Origin of the sequence: Pantoea sp. Mb-10, assembly GCF_021272205.1 — a bacterium.
GTDB lineage: Bacteria > Pseudomonadota > Gammaproteobacteria > Enterobacterales > Enterobacteriaceae > Pantoea.
Genome location: NZ_JAJSDX010000007.1, coordinates 70,334 through 88,143, shown reverse-complemented (window position 1 = coordinate 88,143; position 17,810 = coordinate 70,334). Strand labels below are relative to the sequence as shown.

Annotated in this window: 18 protein-coding genes and 1 pseudogene; 12 read left to right on the top strand and 7 right to left on the bottom strand. The window is 54.8% G+C overall.

Features of this window, described 5'->3' with window-relative positions; all coding sequences use genetic code 11:
- Window positions 1–10: 10 nt before the first annotated feature.
- The 7 genes and pseudogenes from LU196_RS15315 (at window position 11) to LU196_RS15285 (ending at window position 4,757) form a co-directional block, all read left to right on the top strand.
- Window positions 11–193, top strand: coding sequence for a TraR/DksA C4-type zinc finger protein (locus LU196_RS15315; protein WP_232760088.1), 183 nt, complete (start codon window positions 11–13; stop codon window positions 191–193).
- Complete coding sequence (locus LU196_RS15310) at window positions 193–627, top strand: hypothetical protein (RefSeq protein ID WP_370641010.1); 435 nt, start codon at window positions 193–195, stop codon at window positions 625–627. The genes LU196_RS15315 and LU196_RS15310 overlap by 1 nt, the downstream gene beginning before the upstream one ends.
- Window positions 624–1,520, top strand: a complete 897-nt coding sequence (locus LU196_RS15305; RefSeq protein ID WP_232759840.1) for a RecT family recombinase — start codon at window positions 624–626, stop codon at window positions 1,518–1,520. Before LU196_RS15310 ends, LU196_RS15305 begins: the two co-directional genes overlap by 4 nt.
- A gap of 187 nt (window positions 1,521–1,707) precedes the next feature.
- Window positions 1,708–2,196: a hypothetical protein gene (locus LU196_RS15300; RefSeq protein WP_232759839.1), complete on the top strand. Its 489-nt coding sequence runs from the start codon at window positions 1,708–1,710 to the stop codon at window positions 2,194–2,196.
- A gap of 700 nt (window positions 2,197–2,896) precedes the next feature.
- On the top strand, window positions 2,897–3,340 hold the full coding sequence (locus LU196_RS15295) for a hypothetical protein (protein WP_232759838.1): 444 nt from the start codon (window positions 2,897–2,899) through the stop codon (window positions 3,338–3,340).
- A 101-nt stretch (window positions 3,341–3,441) separates the two neighbouring features.
- Window positions 3,442–3,714: an excisionase gene (locus tag LU196_RS15290; protein WP_232759837.1), complete on the top strand. Its 273-nt coding sequence runs from the start codon at window positions 3,442–3,444 to the stop codon at window positions 3,712–3,714.
- Window positions 3,683–4,757, top strand: a pseudogene (locus LU196_RS15285) (tyrosine-type recombinase/integrase). The gene LU196_RS15290 and the pseudogene LU196_RS15285 overlap by 32 nt, the downstream one beginning before the upstream one ends.
- 316 nt (window positions 4,758–5,073) lie before the next feature.
- On the opposite strand, the gene LU196_RS15280 reads toward LU196_RS15285, so the two are convergent.
- The 3 genes from LU196_RS15280 to copC are packed head-to-tail and all read right to left on the bottom strand — an operon-like array spanning window position 5,074 to window position 6,707.
- The gene (locus LU196_RS15280) at window positions 5,074–5,427 is read right to left on the bottom strand and encodes a YebY family protein (protein ID WP_232760087.1); all 354 of its coding nucleotides are present in this window, start codon (window positions 5,425–5,427) and stop codon (window positions 5,074–5,076) included.
- A gap of 24 nt (window positions 5,428–5,451) precedes the next feature.
- Complete coding sequence (gene copD / locus LU196_RS15275) at window positions 5,452–6,330, bottom strand: copper homeostasis membrane protein CopD (protein ID WP_232759836.1); 879 nt, start codon at window positions 6,328–6,330, stop codon at window positions 5,452–5,454.
- Window positions 6,330–6,707: a copper homeostasis periplasmic binding protein CopC gene (gene copC, locus LU196_RS15270; RefSeq protein WP_232759835.1), complete on the bottom strand. Its 378-nt coding sequence runs from the start codon at window positions 6,705–6,707 to the stop codon at window positions 6,330–6,332. The genes copD and copC overlap by 1 nt, the downstream gene beginning before the upstream one ends.
- A gap of 151 nt (window positions 6,708–6,858) precedes the next feature.
- Here copC and LU196_RS15265 point away from each other — a divergent pair, with 151 nt between their 5' ends.
- Together LU196_RS15265 and exoX are read left to right on the top strand one after the other, a co-directional pair.
- Window positions 6,859–7,089, top strand: coding sequence for a DNA polymerase III subunit theta (locus tag LU196_RS15265; RefSeq protein WP_232759834.1), 231 nt, complete (start codon window positions 6,859–6,861; stop codon window positions 7,087–7,089).
- A gap of 3 nt (window positions 7,090–7,092) precedes the next feature.
- Window positions 7,093–7,761: an exodeoxyribonuclease X gene (gene exoX, locus LU196_RS15260; RefSeq protein ID WP_232759833.1), complete on the top strand. Its 669-nt coding sequence runs from the start codon at window positions 7,093–7,095 to the stop codon at window positions 7,759–7,761.
- Here exoX and LU196_RS15255 read toward each other — a convergent pair.
- Window positions 7,755–9,818: a S9 family peptidase gene (locus LU196_RS15255; protein WP_232759832.1), complete on the bottom strand. Its 2,064-nt coding sequence runs from the start codon at window positions 9,816–9,818 to the stop codon at window positions 7,755–7,757. The genes exoX and LU196_RS15255 overlap by 7 nt on opposite strands.
- Window positions 9,819–10,002: 184 nt before the next feature.
- Window positions 10,003–10,641: a tellurite resistance TerB family protein gene (locus LU196_RS15250; RefSeq protein WP_232759831.1), complete on the bottom strand. Its 639-nt coding sequence runs from the start codon at window positions 10,639–10,641 to the stop codon at window positions 10,003–10,005.
- Window positions 10,642–10,802: 161 nt separating this feature from the next.
- Here LU196_RS15250 and purT point away from each other — a divergent pair, with 161 nt between their 5' ends.
- Window positions 10,803–11,981: a formate-dependent phosphoribosylglycinamide formyltransferase gene (purT, locus tag LU196_RS15245; protein ID WP_232759830.1), complete on the top strand. Its 1,179-nt coding sequence runs from the start codon at window positions 10,803–10,805 to the stop codon at window positions 11,979–11,981.
- A gap of 38 nt (window positions 11,982–12,019) precedes the next feature.
- Here purT and LU196_RS15240 read toward each other — a convergent pair whose 3' ends face one another.
- Both LU196_RS15240 and zwf read right to left on the bottom strand, forming a co-directional pair.
- Window positions 12,020–12,664, bottom strand: coding sequence for a bifunctional 4-hydroxy-2-oxoglutarate aldolase/2-dehydro-3-deoxy-phosphogluconate aldolase (locus tag LU196_RS15240; protein ID WP_232759829.1), 645 nt, complete (start codon window positions 12,662–12,664; stop codon window positions 12,020–12,022).
- 180 nt (window positions 12,665–12,844) lie between these two features.
- Window positions 12,845–14,320 (bottom strand): glucose-6-phosphate dehydrogenase, encoded by a 1,476-nt coding sequence (zwf, locus tag LU196_RS15235; RefSeq protein ID WP_232759828.1) that lies wholly within the window; start codon window positions 14,318–14,320, stop codon window positions 12,845–12,847.
- 715 nt (window positions 14,321–15,035) lie between these two features.
- On the opposite strand from zwf, the gene pyk reads away from it, so the two are divergent.
- Together pyk and LU196_RS15220 are read left to right on the top strand one after the other, a co-directional pair.
- Window positions 15,036–16,478, top strand: a complete 1,443-nt coding sequence (pyk, locus tag LU196_RS15225; protein ID WP_232759827.1) for a pyruvate kinase — start codon at window positions 15,036–15,038, stop codon at window positions 16,476–16,478.
- A gap of 87 nt (window positions 16,479–16,565) precedes the next feature.
- Window positions 16,566–17,801 (top strand): MFS transporter, encoded by a 1,236-nt coding sequence (locus LU196_RS15220; RefSeq protein ID WP_232759826.1) that lies wholly within the window; start codon window positions 16,566–16,568, stop codon window positions 17,799–17,801.
- Window positions 17,802–17,810: the final 9 nt, after the last annotated feature.

Genomic DNA, 17,810 nt, shown 5'->3' with positions numbered 1-17,810 from the left:
TGTTGTAGCCCTGCTTGAACGTAATATCGCTCTTATCGTTAACCGTACCCCCGCGGTCAGCGCCTCTTTTTGTGAAGACTGTGACGCCCCCATCCCTGAATTGCGTCGTCGCGCATACGTTGGCGTGACTCGCTGTGTCTCTTGTCAGGAAATAGCGGAACAACGCGTGAAACATCAGCAGGCAAGACTCTGATGTTCAAAACATATGCTTACCCGTGGAATGCTCCACGGGAAGCCATTGCTAGCCCCTATCCCACCTATCAGGAGCAGCGGAGCCGCGATCAAATGATTGCGGCTTTAGCGCGTGCATATGAGCTGCTGGAAAAGCAGCCAAAGCTGATTCAATACGATGTAAAGCGCCGTGCAAGCGAGCTCGAAAAGACCCTAGGCATTGCCCGTGCCAATGCGTACTTAACAAAAACTTTTGTTGAGCGCACATTGCCACGCGTTGAATGTGTCAGTTATCCGGTACGCGTCTTCCAGCTCGGTGAGGATGACGTCGCCGTGGGCTATGACCTGTTTCGCCGCGACCTCAACGCCTATCACAAATGCATGCAATCCGGTAACTGGGGCGGCATTGAAGAAATCACGCGCCCTGACTGGGCCAAGAGAAAGGATTACGCATGAGCAAAGAAATGATGCAGTCGCCGGTCAACGAGGCCGACACCAAAGCAGCAATTTTCAGCCCGACCGGTCTGCAAAAACTGCAGGCATTTGCCGAGGTCATGGCACAGGGCAAAGCCACCGTTCCGCAGCATCTGGCAGGCAAGCCCGCTGACTGTCTGGCGATTGCGCTGCAGGCGGCACAGTGGGGAATGAACCCGTATGCAGTGGCGCAGAAAACGCATCTCGTAAACGGCACGCTGGGCTATGAGGCGCAACTGGTCAATGCGGTGATTACCAGCTCAACAGCCGTACAGGGGCGCTTCAAATACGAATATGGCGGTGACTGGGACAAGTTCAAACCGGGCGCGGCCAATGCATCTAATGAGCGAGGGCTTTGTGTGCGGGTCGGCGCCGTGCTGCGTGGTGAAACGGAAATTACCTGGGGTGAGCCTCTCTACATGGAATACGTCACCACGCGCAATTCCCCTCTCTGGAAGACGGCACCAAAACAGCAGCTGGCGTATCTGGCCGTTAAGTACTGGGCGCGCCTTTACTGCCCGGACGTTATTCTCGGCGTTTATACGCCTGATGAGTTTGAGCAGACACAGCGCGCGGAACGAGATGTAACGCCGGCGCGCAGCCGTGCTGACCTCAACACTTTGATTAACAACAGGCCAGCTGATCAGCAGCAAATGGCAGAAAGAGAAATCAATCCAACCCCTCCCAGCGACGCCCCGCGCACTCCGGATCAGCTGCTGGCAGATTTCACCGAGGCAGCGAGTAACTCAGTCAACGTCGCAAGCTTAGATAAGTGCTACAAATACGCTGCGAAAGTACTGGCTGGCAGTCCAGCACTGCTTGATAAAGCGACCGATGTGTTTCTTATTCGTAAAGCAGAAATTGATGAGTGCTGAGCGTGAAAATGTTAATTATTTCTTCCTAAGGCCTGTCTAATTAAAAGCTGTGACTTAACGCACTACTCCATAAAAAATCCTCAAAATCATAAGGATGCACAGCAATAGCACACTCCAATGACATACCTTGAGTGTCTATTAGTAAGGAGGTAATATTTAGAATTATGACTTGATCGCTGGAAAAATTATGGATATCACCAGCACTCTATCCCTCCTTGCTGGATTATGTGGTGCCTACTATGCGTACAAGGCATACATAAATTCAAGAGAAGTATCTTTTCCAAAGAATCACGCAAGGAAAAAACCAATACTCCTCGAAAATTTTCATGGAACATCTGACGCTTTTGAAAAATTTATAACAGAGAACGTGCAAAAAACTGTTTTTATTAACGTTATCATTGATGAAGATTCATTCAACGCTGAGGTTAATGAGGATGGTGGTGGTTACTTTGTAGTTTGGACTAACTGCTTTGAGACACTAAATCTTGGAGAGAAACCCTCTTCCAGGAAATGTTCAGGCCTTGAGATTCATATAGAAAAAGGCGATTCCCATGACGCAAGATTTTATTGGTTTAGGGGGGCCTATTTCCTTACCGGATATTTTTCAGTAATCGCTTGCTCAGGCCCCCATCAAGGAATGTGGGGTGCAACATTGAGACCTGAAAAAATACGATAATTTCGACTAAACCTCGCCCCGGCGGGGTTTTTTATTGCCTAAATCTGGAGAATCTCTATGTGTGCAGACCCTATTGATAGCGCATCAGCACTTGAATTACTCAACACGCAGATTGCGCTGGCTAATCGGCCACTACCGGAGCCGCGGTCACTGGTTTGTCGCAACGGTGATTGTGGTGAGCCATCGCGCGAAAGCTGCAATTACTGCTCGCCTGAGTGCCGTCAGGACCATGAACGAGTGATGTGGGCAATGAAGAACCGGAGGGCGGCATGAGGAGCATTCAGCAGACCCTTTCCTATCGGGCCTGCTGCGTTCTACAATATGTCGAGTGGTTCGACAACTAGGCTTTGATTTTCACCTGAAATGTCCATTGTAGAAGTGCACCTAGTACGAGGTACATTTCCATCATCTCTTCGTTGCTTTCTTGGCTAAGAGTCTCTCTTTCGCTAGTAGTAAGAAGATGAATTAGCTCGGACAATTGAGCTGATACGGCTGTGTGTATGTCCACTCTGTTCCTAAAAAGGTTGAAAGACCGCCGTATATCTTTGGAGGATGAAGTAAAGCCCATCAACTTTAGGCTTAAAAAAGCCAAAAGCAAATATAGTGCATTAAAAATACCTTTTTAATTTTCCCTGCCTGTTAGCCCCAGCCGGTCTACCCATCCCATTAACTTTTATCGCGCTCTGCGTAAGGAGTTGTTATGTCTATTAAAGAGCTTCAGCAAAGAATCCATCAACAGAACATTGATGCTGGTTGGTGGGAGAATCCACACGAGAAAGGTACGCTGCTTTGCCTGATCCACTCGGAAATCAGCGAGGCTATGGAAGGAGAGCGCAAGAATCTCATGGATGACCATTTGCCACACCGCAAGATGGCAGAGGTTGAATTGGCTGACGCTGTTATTCGTATTCTCGATTATGCGCATGCTTTTGGTTACGACATTGAAGGGGCGATTGCGGAGAAGCTCGATTACAACCGTCAGCGCACCGATCATAAAAAAGAAAACCGCAGCCAGCCCAAGGCAAGCAGTTCTGATGAGTGCCATCCGTGGCATCACAACAGACGAGCTAACCCTCTGGCTCGTCGCATTTATTTGCATCGTGGTGGTCTGGACCTGTTCCGCCCGATAACCGTTGCCAAATAGCAAAATCCCGTCCCACCACATCAATTTGTTCTCATATATCAATAAACGAAAATGTTGCGTTAGTTTGCGCTCAAATCCCGCTAAAACGTATTGGAGGAAAAATGGCAAAACTACTTAACCTGCTGGAGTGGGCGAGCGAGACATACTCGAAACCGCCCTCTCTCTCTACTCTGCGTCGCTGGGTGCGCCAGGGGCGTATTTACCCTTGTCCTGAGCTGCACGGACGGGAGTACATGCTTGAGCCGGGTTCAATATATGTCGATCCTCGTAAAAGCAAAATGGTACGTAAAACCTCGATTAATAAACCGCCCAAAAAGGGATCGTTGCTGGAGAAGCTGAAGCATGTCGAAAAGGCCGGAACGATACGACGGTAATCTGCCAAGGAATCTGACATTCAGAAAGTCGAAACAAATCTATTCCTATAACCGGGCAGGAGCTATCGCTCGGACGCATTTCCCGCAGGGAAGCGGTAGCCCAAGCAATTGAGGCTAACAATTACCTTGATCAAAACTATATTCCATCCGCCCTTCTTGAGCGTCTTAAAGCTGCTCCCGAACTCACTTTTGATAAGTGGGTAGACCGATACACAGTAATACTCGCGCGCAGGGATCTAAGGTCTTCCACTCTGAAAATAAGATCCAATCAACTGGTAACACTGCGGGCCGAATTTGGCCAGCGGCCATTAGTATCATTAACAACGCGCGATATTGCAGTATTCCTTGATACATACATAGGGGATGGAAAGCGAAGCATGGCGGTAGCGCTGCGTTCTTTGCTGCTGGATGTATTTCGCGAAGCGATAGTTGAAGGAATAATTGAAAAGAATATCGTAGAGCCTACAAAAACCCCCGCACCAGAAGTGAAGCGAGAACGCCTATCTGTAGAGCAATTTAATGCGATCCGATTATCTGCGCGAGCTATTGGCGGATGGATTGAAAATGCCTTAATCCTGGCGCTACTGACCGGCCAGCGCAGGGAAGATATTTCGAGGATGAAATTCAGCGATGTTAAAGATGATCGCTTATTCATTACGCAGGGAAAAACTGGTCACAAGCTCGCATTGCCACTTTCACTGCAGTTGAGAGAGGTAGGTTTAAGTTTGAGGGAAGCAATCGAGAGCTGTAGAAAAGGGAATCCCTCCGATCATCTCATTTATTCATCTGTAAGACGTGGAGGGAGAAAAGCCGGGCCTGTTGCTCCTGATGCCATCACCGGAGCATTTGGAGCTGCGCGCGAGTCGTGTGGGTTAACATTCGGCGCGAACCCACCTTCTTTTCACGAGATAAGAAGCCTTGCCAGTAGGCTTTATGAACTGGAGAATGGTGAAGAACTCGCGCAACGATTACTCGGTCATAAAAGCATTGCTATGACCAAAAAGTATCTGGATTCTCGCGGTCAGGAATATGTGATGGTTTAGACTGAGTATGAAAATTTCGGGAAAATGTCGGTAATTTTCGGGATAACCATCAATTTTTCATTTAAAAACAACGATATAAAAAAAAGACCCAATACGATTCCTGTATCGGGTCCAGGGAAATGGCTCGTTAAGAGCCGTGCGCTAAAAGTTGGCATTTTTGCAGGCGAGGTACGCCTTGCCATTTAAAGGTAGACCAACATCGCTTAATTTCCAGCCAGCGATGGCGCGACACCCTTTTGGCTGCCAACTCTGTGATCCTGACGGCACTCCTGTCGATCCACGCAGCTTAAAAAGCGTGCGCTGGCGCAGATTTTGCTCAGGACGCGCGGTCACACAGCTGTTGCGCACGGTCGACAATCGGCTGCAGGCTCATTTTTTTGCCGGGATGCGCTTTGTCGTCGGCCACAATGGTGTCGATGGATTGCAGCGTGCCTTTACCGGCATCGGCGCGCGCGCGGGCCTTCTCGTTTAGCGGGTATTGCAATAAAGTACTGGGATTGATCGCAAACAGGCTGCCATCCTTCTCACACGTCAGCATCACCTCTTCACGGGTAAAAGGCCACTTGTCCTTACCTATCTCGAAACGGCTTACGGTAATAATTTGTGCCGCCATCGCCTGGCCGCAGAGCGCCAGCAGGATGCAGGCGGGAATGACTTTTTTCAGCAAAATCTTGCCCTCTTTTCCAGTAAATCCTCAGGCTGGGGACAACGTGGCAAGCACGCTCACCAGCCCGACAACAATCATGGCCACGAGCAGTTCACACTGCGTGAGGCGAATAAACAGCTGGGCCGACTGACTGCCGGCCACGCTAAAGCGCGGCACTAACAGATAGCGGTTAACTAGCGCAATGGTCACCATGAAGCCCACCAGCAGCACCTTTATCCACAGCAGCGTGCTCCACAGCGAGCGCTGCCAATGGAGGGGGTTTCCCGCTATCAGCACGCCATTGACAATGCCGGTCAGCAAAACCAGCGCCACGGCCAGATGCCCATAGCGAGAAAAGCGCATCATGGCGCGAATCGCATCGCCGCGAAAAGCAATCTGTCGGGCTTCGCGCATCAGCAGGAGTACCGGGAGCAAACCGCCGCTCCAAAAGGCAGCACCGATCAAATGCAGCGCATGATTACTTTGTTGCAGCCACCCCAGCCACCCCTCGCGCATCGCCGCATGTCCCACGCCCGCCAGCAGGATCAGCTGAAGGAGGCTGGTCAAGAGCAAAAGCGCTTGCCGCCGTGCGCCCTGCCATTGCCACGTCAGTAAACTCAACAACGCGGCGATGATGACGGCACACCACACATGGCCCCAGTGCGTCGACAGCACGATCTGAATCGTGGTGCCATCGACGATATTGCGCCAGTCACCGCTCATCAAACCGCTCTGCACGTTAAGCATCAGAACCGCACCGATCGCGCTGAGCACCGCAGCGCCCGCCATCATGGCGTTAAGACGTTGGGCCAACCGCGACCGGTAGCCGCGCGGCGCAAGCAGTGCGGTATAAAACGCGCTACCGGCAAGCAGCAGCACAGCAAAAAAATGCACTGCCCGCAGAATAATCCACAGCGTCGCTAACATCACTTCACGCGGAAGCGATAGCTGCCCTGCGTTTTATGCCCATCAACTGAAAGTACGTGCCACTTCACTTGATATTCACCCGCCGACAGAGACTGGCTTAGCGGCACGATCAACTGCGCACGCTTCTGAGGGTTAACGGCCGCTTTTTTCAGCGCGAGCGGCTGATGCTGTTCATTGAGTAATTCGACCCCGCTGAACGCCGGTTCGATCTCTTCGCTGAAGGTCAGCGTCAGTGCCGTCGGCGACGACGTTAACTGGGCATTGTCCGCAGGGCGCTGCGTTTTAAGATGGGCATGCGCCGACGCAAGCCCACTAAAAAGCAGAGAGAACACCGTCAGCAGAAGCGCACCTGCGCGGAATAACGCCTTTTTATTCATCGCTTTTCCCTCATCTCATCGGCGCTGGGCCGTAATGTGGCAGCAGGATACGCCGCTGGTCAGGCCCTGTCGAGCCTTGCGGTGCGATCCAATCTCCTTGATCCGCAACGACGAAACCATTACTTTTGCGCCTGATTGTCAGGAGAAAAATATGTCTCATAACCTTGCCCTGCTGCCGCAGGAAGAGAAAGATAAAATCAACGTTGATCTGGCGGCCGCCGGCGTGGCTTTCAAAGAACGCTACAATATGCCCGTGGTGGCTGAGATGGTCGAACGCGAGCAGCCTGAAGCGTTACGCGACTGGTTCCGCCAACGCCTGATGACCTATCGCCAGGCGTCGCTCAGCCTCTCTCGTCTGCCCTATGAACCCAAACAGAAGTAATTTATGTTACGCGTAATCGATACGGAAACCTGCGGCCTTCAGGGTGGCGTGGTTGAAGTGGCGTCGGTGGATGTGATTGACGGCCACATTGTTAACCCTATGAGCGACTTGATCTGCCCCGATCGGCCTATCAGCCGCCAAGCGATGGCCGTGCATCGCATCACCGAAGCCATGGTCGCCGATAAGCCCAGCATTGAAGAAGCCATTGGTCGCTACCACGGTAGTCCTCACTACGTGGCCCACAACGCCAGTTTTGATCGCCGCATGCTGCCCACCCTGCCCGGAGAGTGGATCTGTACCATGACGCTGGCGCGCCAGCTGTGGCCCGGTATTCGATACGGCAACCAGGCGCTGCGTCAGAGTCTCAAGCTTGAGGTGTTCCCGCCCGCCGATCTTCATGCGCACCGCGCGCTCTACGATTGCTACGTCACCGCCGCGCTGCTGATTCGCATTATGGAAACGTCAGGCTGGAGCGTCAGTGAAATGGTGGCCCGCTGCCAGCCTGCTGAAATCAGCGGCGATGTCTTTCCCTTCGGCAAATATCGCGGACAAAGTATTGGCAGCATTGCGCGTAAAGATCCGGGCTATCTACGCTGGGTACTGGAAAATGTGCGCGATTTGCGCCCACCGCTGCGGCAGGCGCTGCGTAAATACGTGAAAAGCGATCAGTGATCGCTTTCGCGGGATAAGCAACCTTGGGCAAGCCCAATCAGAAACGCAAACTCCATGGCGACGCCCTCATACGATTTAAAGCGTCCCGACTTGCCGCCGTGGCCGGAGTCCATGTCGGTACACAGCAACAGCAGCGCGTCATTGGTTTTTTGCTCGCGTAACTTGGCCACCCATTTTGCAGGCTCCCAGTATTGCACCTGCGAATCGTGCAAACCGGTGGTCACCAACAGGTGCGGATACGCTTTGGCTTCGACGTTGTCATAGGGGCTGTATTGGCGAATATAGCGGTAAAATTCAGCCTCCTCTGGGTTCCCCCACTCGTCATATTCACCGGTGGTGAGCGGAATGCTGGGGTCCAGCATGGTGGTCACGACATCCACAAAAGGCACCTGCGCAACCACGCCGTTGAACAGCGACGGGGCCAAATTGATAACGCTGCCCATCAGCAATCCGCCAGCGCTACCGCCCATCGCGTATAGCTGCTGAGGATGGCCATACCCTTTTGCCACTAGCCCCTCGGTCACGTCGATAAAATCGGTGAAGCTGTTCATCTTTGAAAGCAGGCGACCGTCGTCATACCACTGCTGGCCCAGTTCTCCGCCGCCTCGTACGTGGATAATGGCATAGATAAAGCCGCGCTCCAGTAAGCTCAGGCGGCTGGTGCCAAAGCTGGCATCCAAACTGCTGCCGTAAGCGCCATAGCCGTACACCAGCAGCGGATTGTTGCCGCGCTGAAAATGTTTGCGGTGATAGACCAGCGAAACCGGCACCTCGGTGCCGTCGCGCACGGTGATCCACAGGTGTTCGCTTTTATACTCCTCCGAAGCAAAGCCCGGCACCGGCGTCTGCTTGAGTGCGCGGCGTTCACCCGTTTCCATATTTAGCTCAAACAGCGTCGTGGGCGTGGTCATGGAAGAGTAGCCATAGCGCACGGTGTCGCTTTCCGGAGAAGGGTTATAGGCAAGCCAGGTCACGTAGGCAGGATCGTCAAAGGCGATACCAAAGCTCTCGCCGGTTTGCCAGTTAATCTGACGCAACGTACTTACGCCGCGCTGGCGCTCCTCCACCACCAGCCAGTGACGAAACAGCTGGAAGTCCTCCATCACCACGTGATCGCGCGGTGCGATCAGGGTTTCCCAACGGGCTTCCGCCAGCCACTGGCTGCGGTAGAGGCCAAAATTTTTGCCGTCGCGATTCGAGCGAATATAAAACTGATGGTCGTAGTGATCGATGCTGTATTCATGGTCGCGGCGGCGTGGGCAAAACACCTGGGGCTGTGCGTCTGGGTAAGCCGCATCGACAAGCATGATCTCGCTGGTGGTGGTGCTGTAGAGCGCGATCAGGATAAAGTGCTCCGAGGTGGTTTTATGCACGCTCAGGTGAAAACTCTCATCTTTTTCTTCGTACACCAGCTGGTCGTCAGACTGCGGATGGCCCAACTCGTGCCGCCAAACCTGGTACGCCAGCAGCGTCTTCGGGTGTTTACGCACATAGTAAAGCGTCCGCGAATCGTTGGCCCACGCCACGCTGGATGAGGCATCAATCAGTACTTCAGGGTACCAACTGCCACTGCTCAAATTACGAAAACGAATGCCGTACTGGCGACGCGAGAGAAAATCCTCTGCGAGCGCCATCACCTGATTATCGGGCGATACGGCCAGCGCGCCCATGGTGTAAAAATCGCTGTGCGCCGCACGCTGATTGCCATCCAGCAGCAGTTGCCACGGCTCATCTTCAGGCGCATCAATACGCTGGCGGAAATAGCCCGGATACTCATTACCTTGCTCATAGCGGCTTTGATATCGGTAGCCATTTTTCACATACGGCACCGAGTGGTCCTGCTGGGGGATGCGCTCGACGATCTCTTGCATCACCCGCTCTTGCAGGTGTTCCAACGGTGCCATGACCGCCTTACCGTAGGCATTCTCTGCGTTCAGGTAAGCCAACACCTCCGGGTCTTGTCGATCGTCATCGCGCAGCCAGTAGTAGTTGTCAATGCGCGTCTCGCCATGCAGCGTCAACGCATGGGGGATTTTTTTTGCCTGCGGCTGTTTCATAAAAAAGTCCTTGGCTATCAAACAATCTCTTGCAAGCGTGGCACTGGTCGCGCGCATTGACAAGCCGTAAACGCGATGCGCCAACGGCTTTAGCCTGGTCCTGATGGCGATGCCCGCGCCGGTGCTGCGAGGTGCACCGCCGCGTCGTTGTGTGGAATGGTGAAAGGTTCTTTAACCAAGGCGGTTAAGCGGCTTGCTCTGCGGCAATGTCACGTTGAATGTCAGCCTGAACGTCCGGCGGGATTTTCAGGGCTTCACCCAGCGCCGCGAGGTAACTGCGCTCCATAAAATGGTCGATGTCGATCGCCGCACAGCTGAGTAAATAGAGTTCAAGCGCCTCTTGCTCGTTTTTGACTTCCGCCGCAAGACCCTGAGGATCGAGCGGACGCGCCAGCGCCTGCTGGATCAGTGCTTCCGCCTGTGCGCCGTAACCTGCTTGATGAATGGCGTCGTCGAGATGTTGACGTTCTCTGGCATCAATGTGTCCGTCGCTTTTCGCGGCGAACACCAGCGCGGTGATCAAGCGCGCGGCGCGTTGGTCCGGCGGTGAGGCTTGCTGACCGAAGCCCGGTTCATCCTGATGCGACTCGCGTATTCGCTGTTGATATTTGCGCCACAGCACGGTCCCCGCTGCGGCGCCGCCGCCGATAATCAGGGCTTTACCGCCGTATTTCGTCAGCAGCTTACGTGCCGATTGGCTGGACACCAGCAAACCGGCAAGGCCACCCAATGCACCCGGTGCCAGCATGTCACTGAGGCCGCTCGCGCTTGTGCTGCTCTTCTTTGTCAGCAGGGATTGAATTTGTTGCAGCCAATGGCTCATCGTTTAACTCCCGTTTACTTTTCCGCCCTTTATGCTGCCGCAGTCTTTGTCAGATAACGTCAGAGGCAGCAAAGTACAGCAAAGCCACCGTCAGGATAAACGTGAGCACGCAAACGTTTTCGTTTATACTGCGCGCGCATTTTGACTGCTAAGGTGAAATTATGACAACACTGGGAACCGCGCTGCGCCCTGCGGCCACGCGTGTGATGCTGTTAGGGTCAGGCGAACTGGGAAAAGAGGTCGCTCTGGAGTGCCAACGCCTGGGCGTCGAGGTGATTGCGGTAGATCGCTACGCCGATGCGCCCGCGATGCACGTCGCGCACCGTCGCTATGTGATCAACATGCTCGACGGTGATGCGCTGGCCGCGCTCATCACGCAGGAAAAACCTGATTTCGTGGTGCCGGAGATCGAGGCCATTGCCACCGAAACGCTGCTGGCGCTAGAAGCAGAAGGCCAGAAAGTGGTGCCAACCGCACGCGCCGCACGCCTGACCATGAACCGTGAAGGCATTCGCCGCTTGGCCGCCGAGACGCTGTCATTGCCCACCTCCACCTATCAGTTTGCCGACAGCAAAGCGGCCTTTGTTGAAGCCGCAGCGCACATTGGTTTTCCTTGCATCGTAAAACCCGTGATGAGCTCTTCAGGCAAAGGGCAAAGCTTTATCCGCGATGCCAGCCAGCTGGACCACGCGTGGGATTATGCCCAGCAAGGTGGACGTGCGGGCGCAGGCCGGGTGATTGTGGAAGGGGTGGTGAAATTCGATTTTGAAATCACCTTGCTGACCATCAGTGCCGTCGATGGCGTGCATTTTTGTGCGCCGATTGGCCATCGGCAAGAAGATGGCGACTATCGCGAATCGTGGCAACCGCAGCAGATGAGCGCGACGGCCCTGCAGCGCGCGCAGGCCATTGCCGCTGAAGTGGTGAAGGCGCTCGGCGGCTACGGCCTGTTTGGCGTGGAGCTGTTTGTCTGCGGCGACGAGGTCATTTTCAGCGAAGTCTCGCCGCGCCCGCACGACACCGGCATGGTGACGCTGATTTCACAGGATCTGTCTGAATTTGCCCTGCACGTGCGGGCGTTTTTGGGCCTGCCGATCGGTGCCATTCGTCAATACGGTCCGGCGGCGTCGGCCGTTATTCTGCCGCAGCTGGAGAGCCAAAACGTGCGCTTTATGAATGTCGAGGCAGCATTGGGCGCGGGATTGCAGCTGCGGCTGTTTGGCAAACCGGAGATTGCGGGTCAGCGCCGTCTTGGTGTTGCGCTGGCCACCGGCGACAGCACCGATGACGCCGTCGCCCGGGCGATTGCCAGCGCTGCGGCGGTGAAGGTTCAAGGGTAAGACATCTTCCGGGCGCACGTCAGTGCGCCCTGTCTTGCTTATCGCGCTGCTGCGCCGCTCACCGCTTCGCGCGCTAGCCGCGTAATATGCGCCCAGTCGCCGCTTTCCAGCGCTTCGGGCGGTACCAGCCACGAGCCACCAATACACAGCACACTTTTCAACGCCAGGTAGTCACGATAGTTAGCGGGCGTGATCCCGCCAGTGGGACAAAATCGAACGTGCGGGAAGGGGCCACCGATTGCCGACAGCGCTTTTACGCCGCCATTGGCCTCTGCGGGAAAAAATTTAAATTCGCGCAAACCGTAATCCATTCCGGTCATTAATTCCGACACCGTGCTGATGCCAGGAATCAATGGCACCGGTCCCTCCACCGCCGCCTTAAGCAAGGGCTCGGTCAGTCCGGGGCTTATCACGAACTGCGCACCCGCATCAGTGACCTCTTTGAGCTGCTGCGTGTTGATGACCGTACCGGCGCCCACGATAGCCTCCGGCACCTCGCGGATCATCGCGCGCAGTGCATCCATCGCCACCGGGGTGCGCAACGTCACCTCAAGCACACGCACTCCCCCTGCCACCAGCGCGCGCGCCATGGGTACCGCGTGCTCCAGTTTATTGACCACAATCACTGGCACTACCGGCCCCGTGGTGAGGATCTGTTCAGCACTCGTTTTCCAGTTTTTCATTGCGTTTCCTTTAGCACATTCGGCGCCGCTGTCGGCCGGGGGTAAGAGAGGGGTCTACCATACAAGATCGGTAAGTGTGTCGTCTATCCGCTGTTTACGATTTTTAAAACCCCGGTTCATTTTTGCGTGGCTGTCGACAGCCACAAAAAAGCCCGCTCACTGGCGGGCTTTTAAGACGGGTTATTCGAATTCGTTCCAGGAACGTCCGTCGCGAGTGATCATCGCCACTGAGGCCACCGGGCCCCACGTGCCCGCCTGGTATGGTTTTGAGGCGTCGCCGTCTGCCCCCCACGCTTCAATAATGGAATCCACGTAGGCCCACGCCGCTTCTACTTCATCGCGACGCACAAACAGCGCCTGGATCCCGCGCATGCTTTCCAGCAGCAGGCGCTCGTAAGCATCCGCCAGGTGCGACTGGTTGAAGGTTTCGGAATAGCTCAGATCAAGCTTGGTGGTTTGCAGCTTGTGCTTGTGATCCAGCCCCGGCACCTTGTTCAGGATCTCAATATCCACGCCTTCGTCCGGCTGCAGACGAATGGTCAGCTTGTTCTGCGGCAGTTCTGAGTAAGAATCTTTAAACAGGTTCATTTCCGGGTTTTTGAAGTACACCACCACTTCTGAACATTTGGTCGGCAGACGCTTGCCGGTGCGCAGATAGAAAGGCACGCCCGCCCAGCGCCAGTTGTCGATATCCACGCGAATAGCGACGAACGTTTCTGTGGCGCTCTGCTTGTTGGCCCCCTCTTCTTCCAGATAGCCCGGCACTTTTTTGCCCTGCACAAAACCGGCGGTGTACTGTCCGCGTACCGTTTTTTCGCGCACGTTGGTTTGATCGATGCGACGCAGCGAGCGCAAGACTTTGACTTTCTCATCGCGGATCGCATCGGCGGAAAGATCAGACGGCGGGGACATGGCGATCATGGTCAGGATTTGCAGCAGGTGATTCTGGATCATATCGCGCATCTGGCCCGCTTTGTCGAAGTAGCCCCAACGCCCCTCGATGCCCACCTCTTCCGCCACGGTGATCTGCACGTGGTCGATGGTGCGGTTGTCCCAGTTGTTGACGAAGATCGAGTTGGCAAAACGCAGCGCCAGCAGGTTCAGCACCGTCTCTTTACCTAAGTAGTGGTCAATACGGAACACCTGGCTTTCATCAAAGAATTTGCCCACACTGTCGTTGATCTCACGCGAGGTTTCCAGCGACGTGCCGAGCGGCTTCTCCATCACCACACGAGCGGGCTTGGCGTTCAGTTTTGCCGCACCCAAGCCTTCGCAGATGGCACCAAAGGTGCTGGGTGGCATGGCGAAATAGTTAATGGTCACACGCTCTTTTTGATCGAGCATTTTGCCCAATTTGGTGAAGTGCGACGTGTCGTTCACATCGAGGTTGCAGAAGTCGAGACGGCCGCTGAGCGTATCCCACAGCGCTTCGTCAATCTTCTCTTTCATGAAGGTTTCCAGCGCTTCACGCACCACCTTGGTGTACGCCGCTTTATCCCAATCCGCGCGCCCTACGCCAATAATGCGCGTGTTAGCATGGATCTGGCCGGCTTTTTCCAGCTGATACAGCGAAGGCAGCAGTTTCCGGCGAGCAAGATCGCCTTTGGCACCGAAAATCACCAGATCGCATGCCTGGGCTGTTTGTGTTACCGCCATATTCCTCTCCTCGTTGCAGGATGGTCCCGGTTTGAGTGTCCTCATCATTCCGGGTCCTGATTGTATTTTTTGTTACGGCACAATGTACTTTTTTCCCCGCACCGGAACAACCCGGATACGGTGTGGCTTTCTCTATAACTATGAATAAGATGGCGCAAAAAGCGGCATCAACGCACGTATCGCGCCGCTTTTTCTGTATCGATGTTTGTCTGGATGAGCGCTGCACGTCTGTAAAGTATGCCAAAAACCGCAGGCAAGCATTTATCTGGCGCTGCGCTTTACCGCTTCGCATAGGGCGCTGGCTGGGTCAGCGACAGGGTTTAGGGTGTCCGCCCCCTTGTTTTAGGGGGATTTTGTTCGGCTTAATCATAGTGTGATCTAGCGCATGAGATGCATAAATAGTGCACCAAATGACGTGTTTGTTCTCATCACGCATATTGGTCGCAAGAAAAATATGATAGAACTGGCTCGCCCGGTGAATGTAACCGCTTTCACGAAGCCGTCCATGCGCTGCACATTACCTGGCCGCAGTGTTGCCAGCTAACGAGATCGGCCCGCATGACGCGACGAACCCCGGCGCTATGCATGACTGCACAGTAGAAGGTATTATCACATTCACCCTGTGAGTCGAACCACAGCCTATCACGCATACAGAATAGGCAACCCTACCGTGTCCCCGTGAGCGCGACACGATACTTAGTAAACGGAGTCCTTCATGTCCAGACGTCTCAGAAGAACCAAGATCGTGACAACCCTCGGCCCAGCTACCGATCGTGATAATAATCTTGAAAAAATCATCGCGGCAGGTGCCAACGTTGTTCGACTTAACTTCTCGCACGGCACACCGGAAGATCATCAGCAGCGCGCGGACAAAGTGCGCGAAATCGCGGCTAAATTAGGCCGCCACGTGGCTATCCTGGGCGATCTCCAGGGCCCCAAAATTCGCGTTTCAACCTTTAAGGAAGGCAAAGTCTTCCTGAATGTGGGCGACCGTTTCCTGCTGGACGCTAATCTGAGCAAAGGCGAAGGCGACAAAGAGAAAGTCGGCATCGATTACAAAGGGCTGCCTGAAGATGTGGTGCCCGGCGATATCCTGCTGCTGGACGATGGTCGCGTGCAGCTCAAAGTGCTGAGCGTGGAAGGCGTGAAAGTGTTCACCGAAGTCACGGTGGGCGGCCCGCTCTCCAATAATAAAGGCATCAATAAACTGGGCGGCGGCTTGTCTGCAGAAGCGCTGACCGAAAAAGACAAGCTGGATATCGTCACCGCCGCGAAGATCGGCGTGGATTATCTGGCCGTCTCTTTCCCGCGCAACGGCGAAGACATGAATTATGCTCGTCGCCTGGCGCGTGATGCTGGCTGCGATGCAAAACTGGTGGCGAAAGTGGAACGTGCCGAAGCGGTAGCCACCCAGGAAGCCATGGATGATATTATCCTCGCTTCTGACGTCGTGATGGTTGCCCGTGGCGATTTGGGCGTCGAGATTGGCGATCCTGAGCTGGTGGGTATCCAGAAAGCGCTGATCCGCCGCGCGCGTCAGTTGAACCGTACGATCATCACCGCCACGCAAATGATGGAGTCGATGATCACCAACCCGATGCCCACGCGCGCCGAAGTCATGGACGTGGCTAACGCCGTGCTGGATGGCACCGATGCGGTCATGCTTTCTGCCGAAACCGCTGCGGGTCAGTATCCTGCGGAAACCGTTTCCGCGATGGCAAAAGTCTGTCTGGGCGCGGAAAAGATCCCCAGCGTCAATGTTTCTAAGCACCGCCTTGACGTGCAGTTTGATAATATCGAAGAGGCCATTGCGATGTCAGCGATGTACGCGGCCAACCATTTACAAGGGGTTTCCGCGATTATCACCATGACAGAGTCAGGCCGCACGGCGCTGATGACCTCGCGCATTACCTCGGGCTTGCCGATTTTTGCGATGTCGCGTCATGAACGCACCCTGAACCTGACCGCACTGTACCGTGGTGTGACGCCGGTGTTTTTCGACAGCAACAATGACGGTGTTGCCGCCGCGCACGATGCCGTTAATCTGCTGCGTGATAAAGGCTTCCTGGTCTCAGGCGATCTGGTGATTGTGACCCAAGGCGATGTGATGGCTACCACGGGCACCACCAACACCAGCCGTGTTTTACGCGTCGATTAATCGTCACGCTTTTTCCCAGCGGCTGTACACCATGGACAAACGCGACTGCCTGGCAGTCGCGTTTTCATTTACTGACAAGGAGGCCAGATGGCCCGCTATCGTCCTCTCTCACAGCTCACCGGGCGCGCTCTGCTGTTTCCTCTCGCGCTGGTGCTGTTTGAATTTGCGACCTATATTGCCCATGACATGATCCAGCCGGGCATGCTGCAGGTGACCACGGAATTTAACGTTGGTCCCGAGTGGGTTTCCACTTCGCTCACCGCCTATCTGATGGGGGGCGTGGTACTGCAGTGGCTACTGGGGCCGCTTTCGGACAAGTATGGCCGCCGCCCTGTGCTGCTGTTTGGCATCGTGTTTTTTGCCGCCGCCTGTTTGCTAACCAACTGGGTTCAGACCATAGAGCAGTTTGTCGCGCTGCGCTTTATGCAGGGCATCAGCCTGTGCTTTATCGGTGCGGTGGGGTATGCCGCAATACAAGAAGCCTTTGAAGAGGCGCTGGCGGTGCGCATGATGGCGCTGATGGCTAACGTGGCGCTATTGGCACCGCTGGCTGGCCCGCTGGCAGGCGCCGCATGGCTCACGGTAGGTGACTGGCGCAGCATGTTCTGGCTGTTTGCGGCGTGTAGCCTGGTCGCATTCCTGGTGCTGTGGCGCATCATGCCCGAGACGGCAGGCGATCGTCATCATTCGGTTGCGCTGCCCAATTTAGCGCGAGCCTATCTGCGGCTGGCGCGCGATCGGCAGATTATGTACGGCTCATTCGCCATTGGCTTGGTATTTATTCCCATTTTGACGTGGGTGGCGCTCTCGCCGGTGATCCTGATGCACGATGAAGGATTATCACGCATGCAGTACGCGCTGCTGCAGCTGCCGGTGTTTCTTGCCATGATTGGCGGCAATATTACCCTGAGTAAACTCGCGGGCCGGGTACCCATTGAACAGCCGGTTAAATTTGCCGCCTGGCCCATTCTTATTGGTTTAAGCATTGCGCTCATAGCAAACCTGCTGGATAGCCATACCTATCTGTTGCTGACCGCGGGTCTCAGCCTTTACGCCTTTGGCGCAGGCATGGTGAACGCCGGACTCTACCGACTAACGCTTTACGCCAGTAGCGAAGGCAAAGGCAGCATCGCCGCCATGCTGGGCATGATCAGCATCCTGACACTGGCGCTGGGCATTGAATTGGCCAAGAGCGGCTATTTCAGCGGCGGAACGCCGTGGTTCAGCGCCATTAACTTTACGGCGGGCCTCCTGTGGTTCGGGCTGGTCACGCTGTTCTTGCGCGAGCGCAAACGACGTAGCCACGTGGCGAGCGTCGAATAAAAAAGGGGC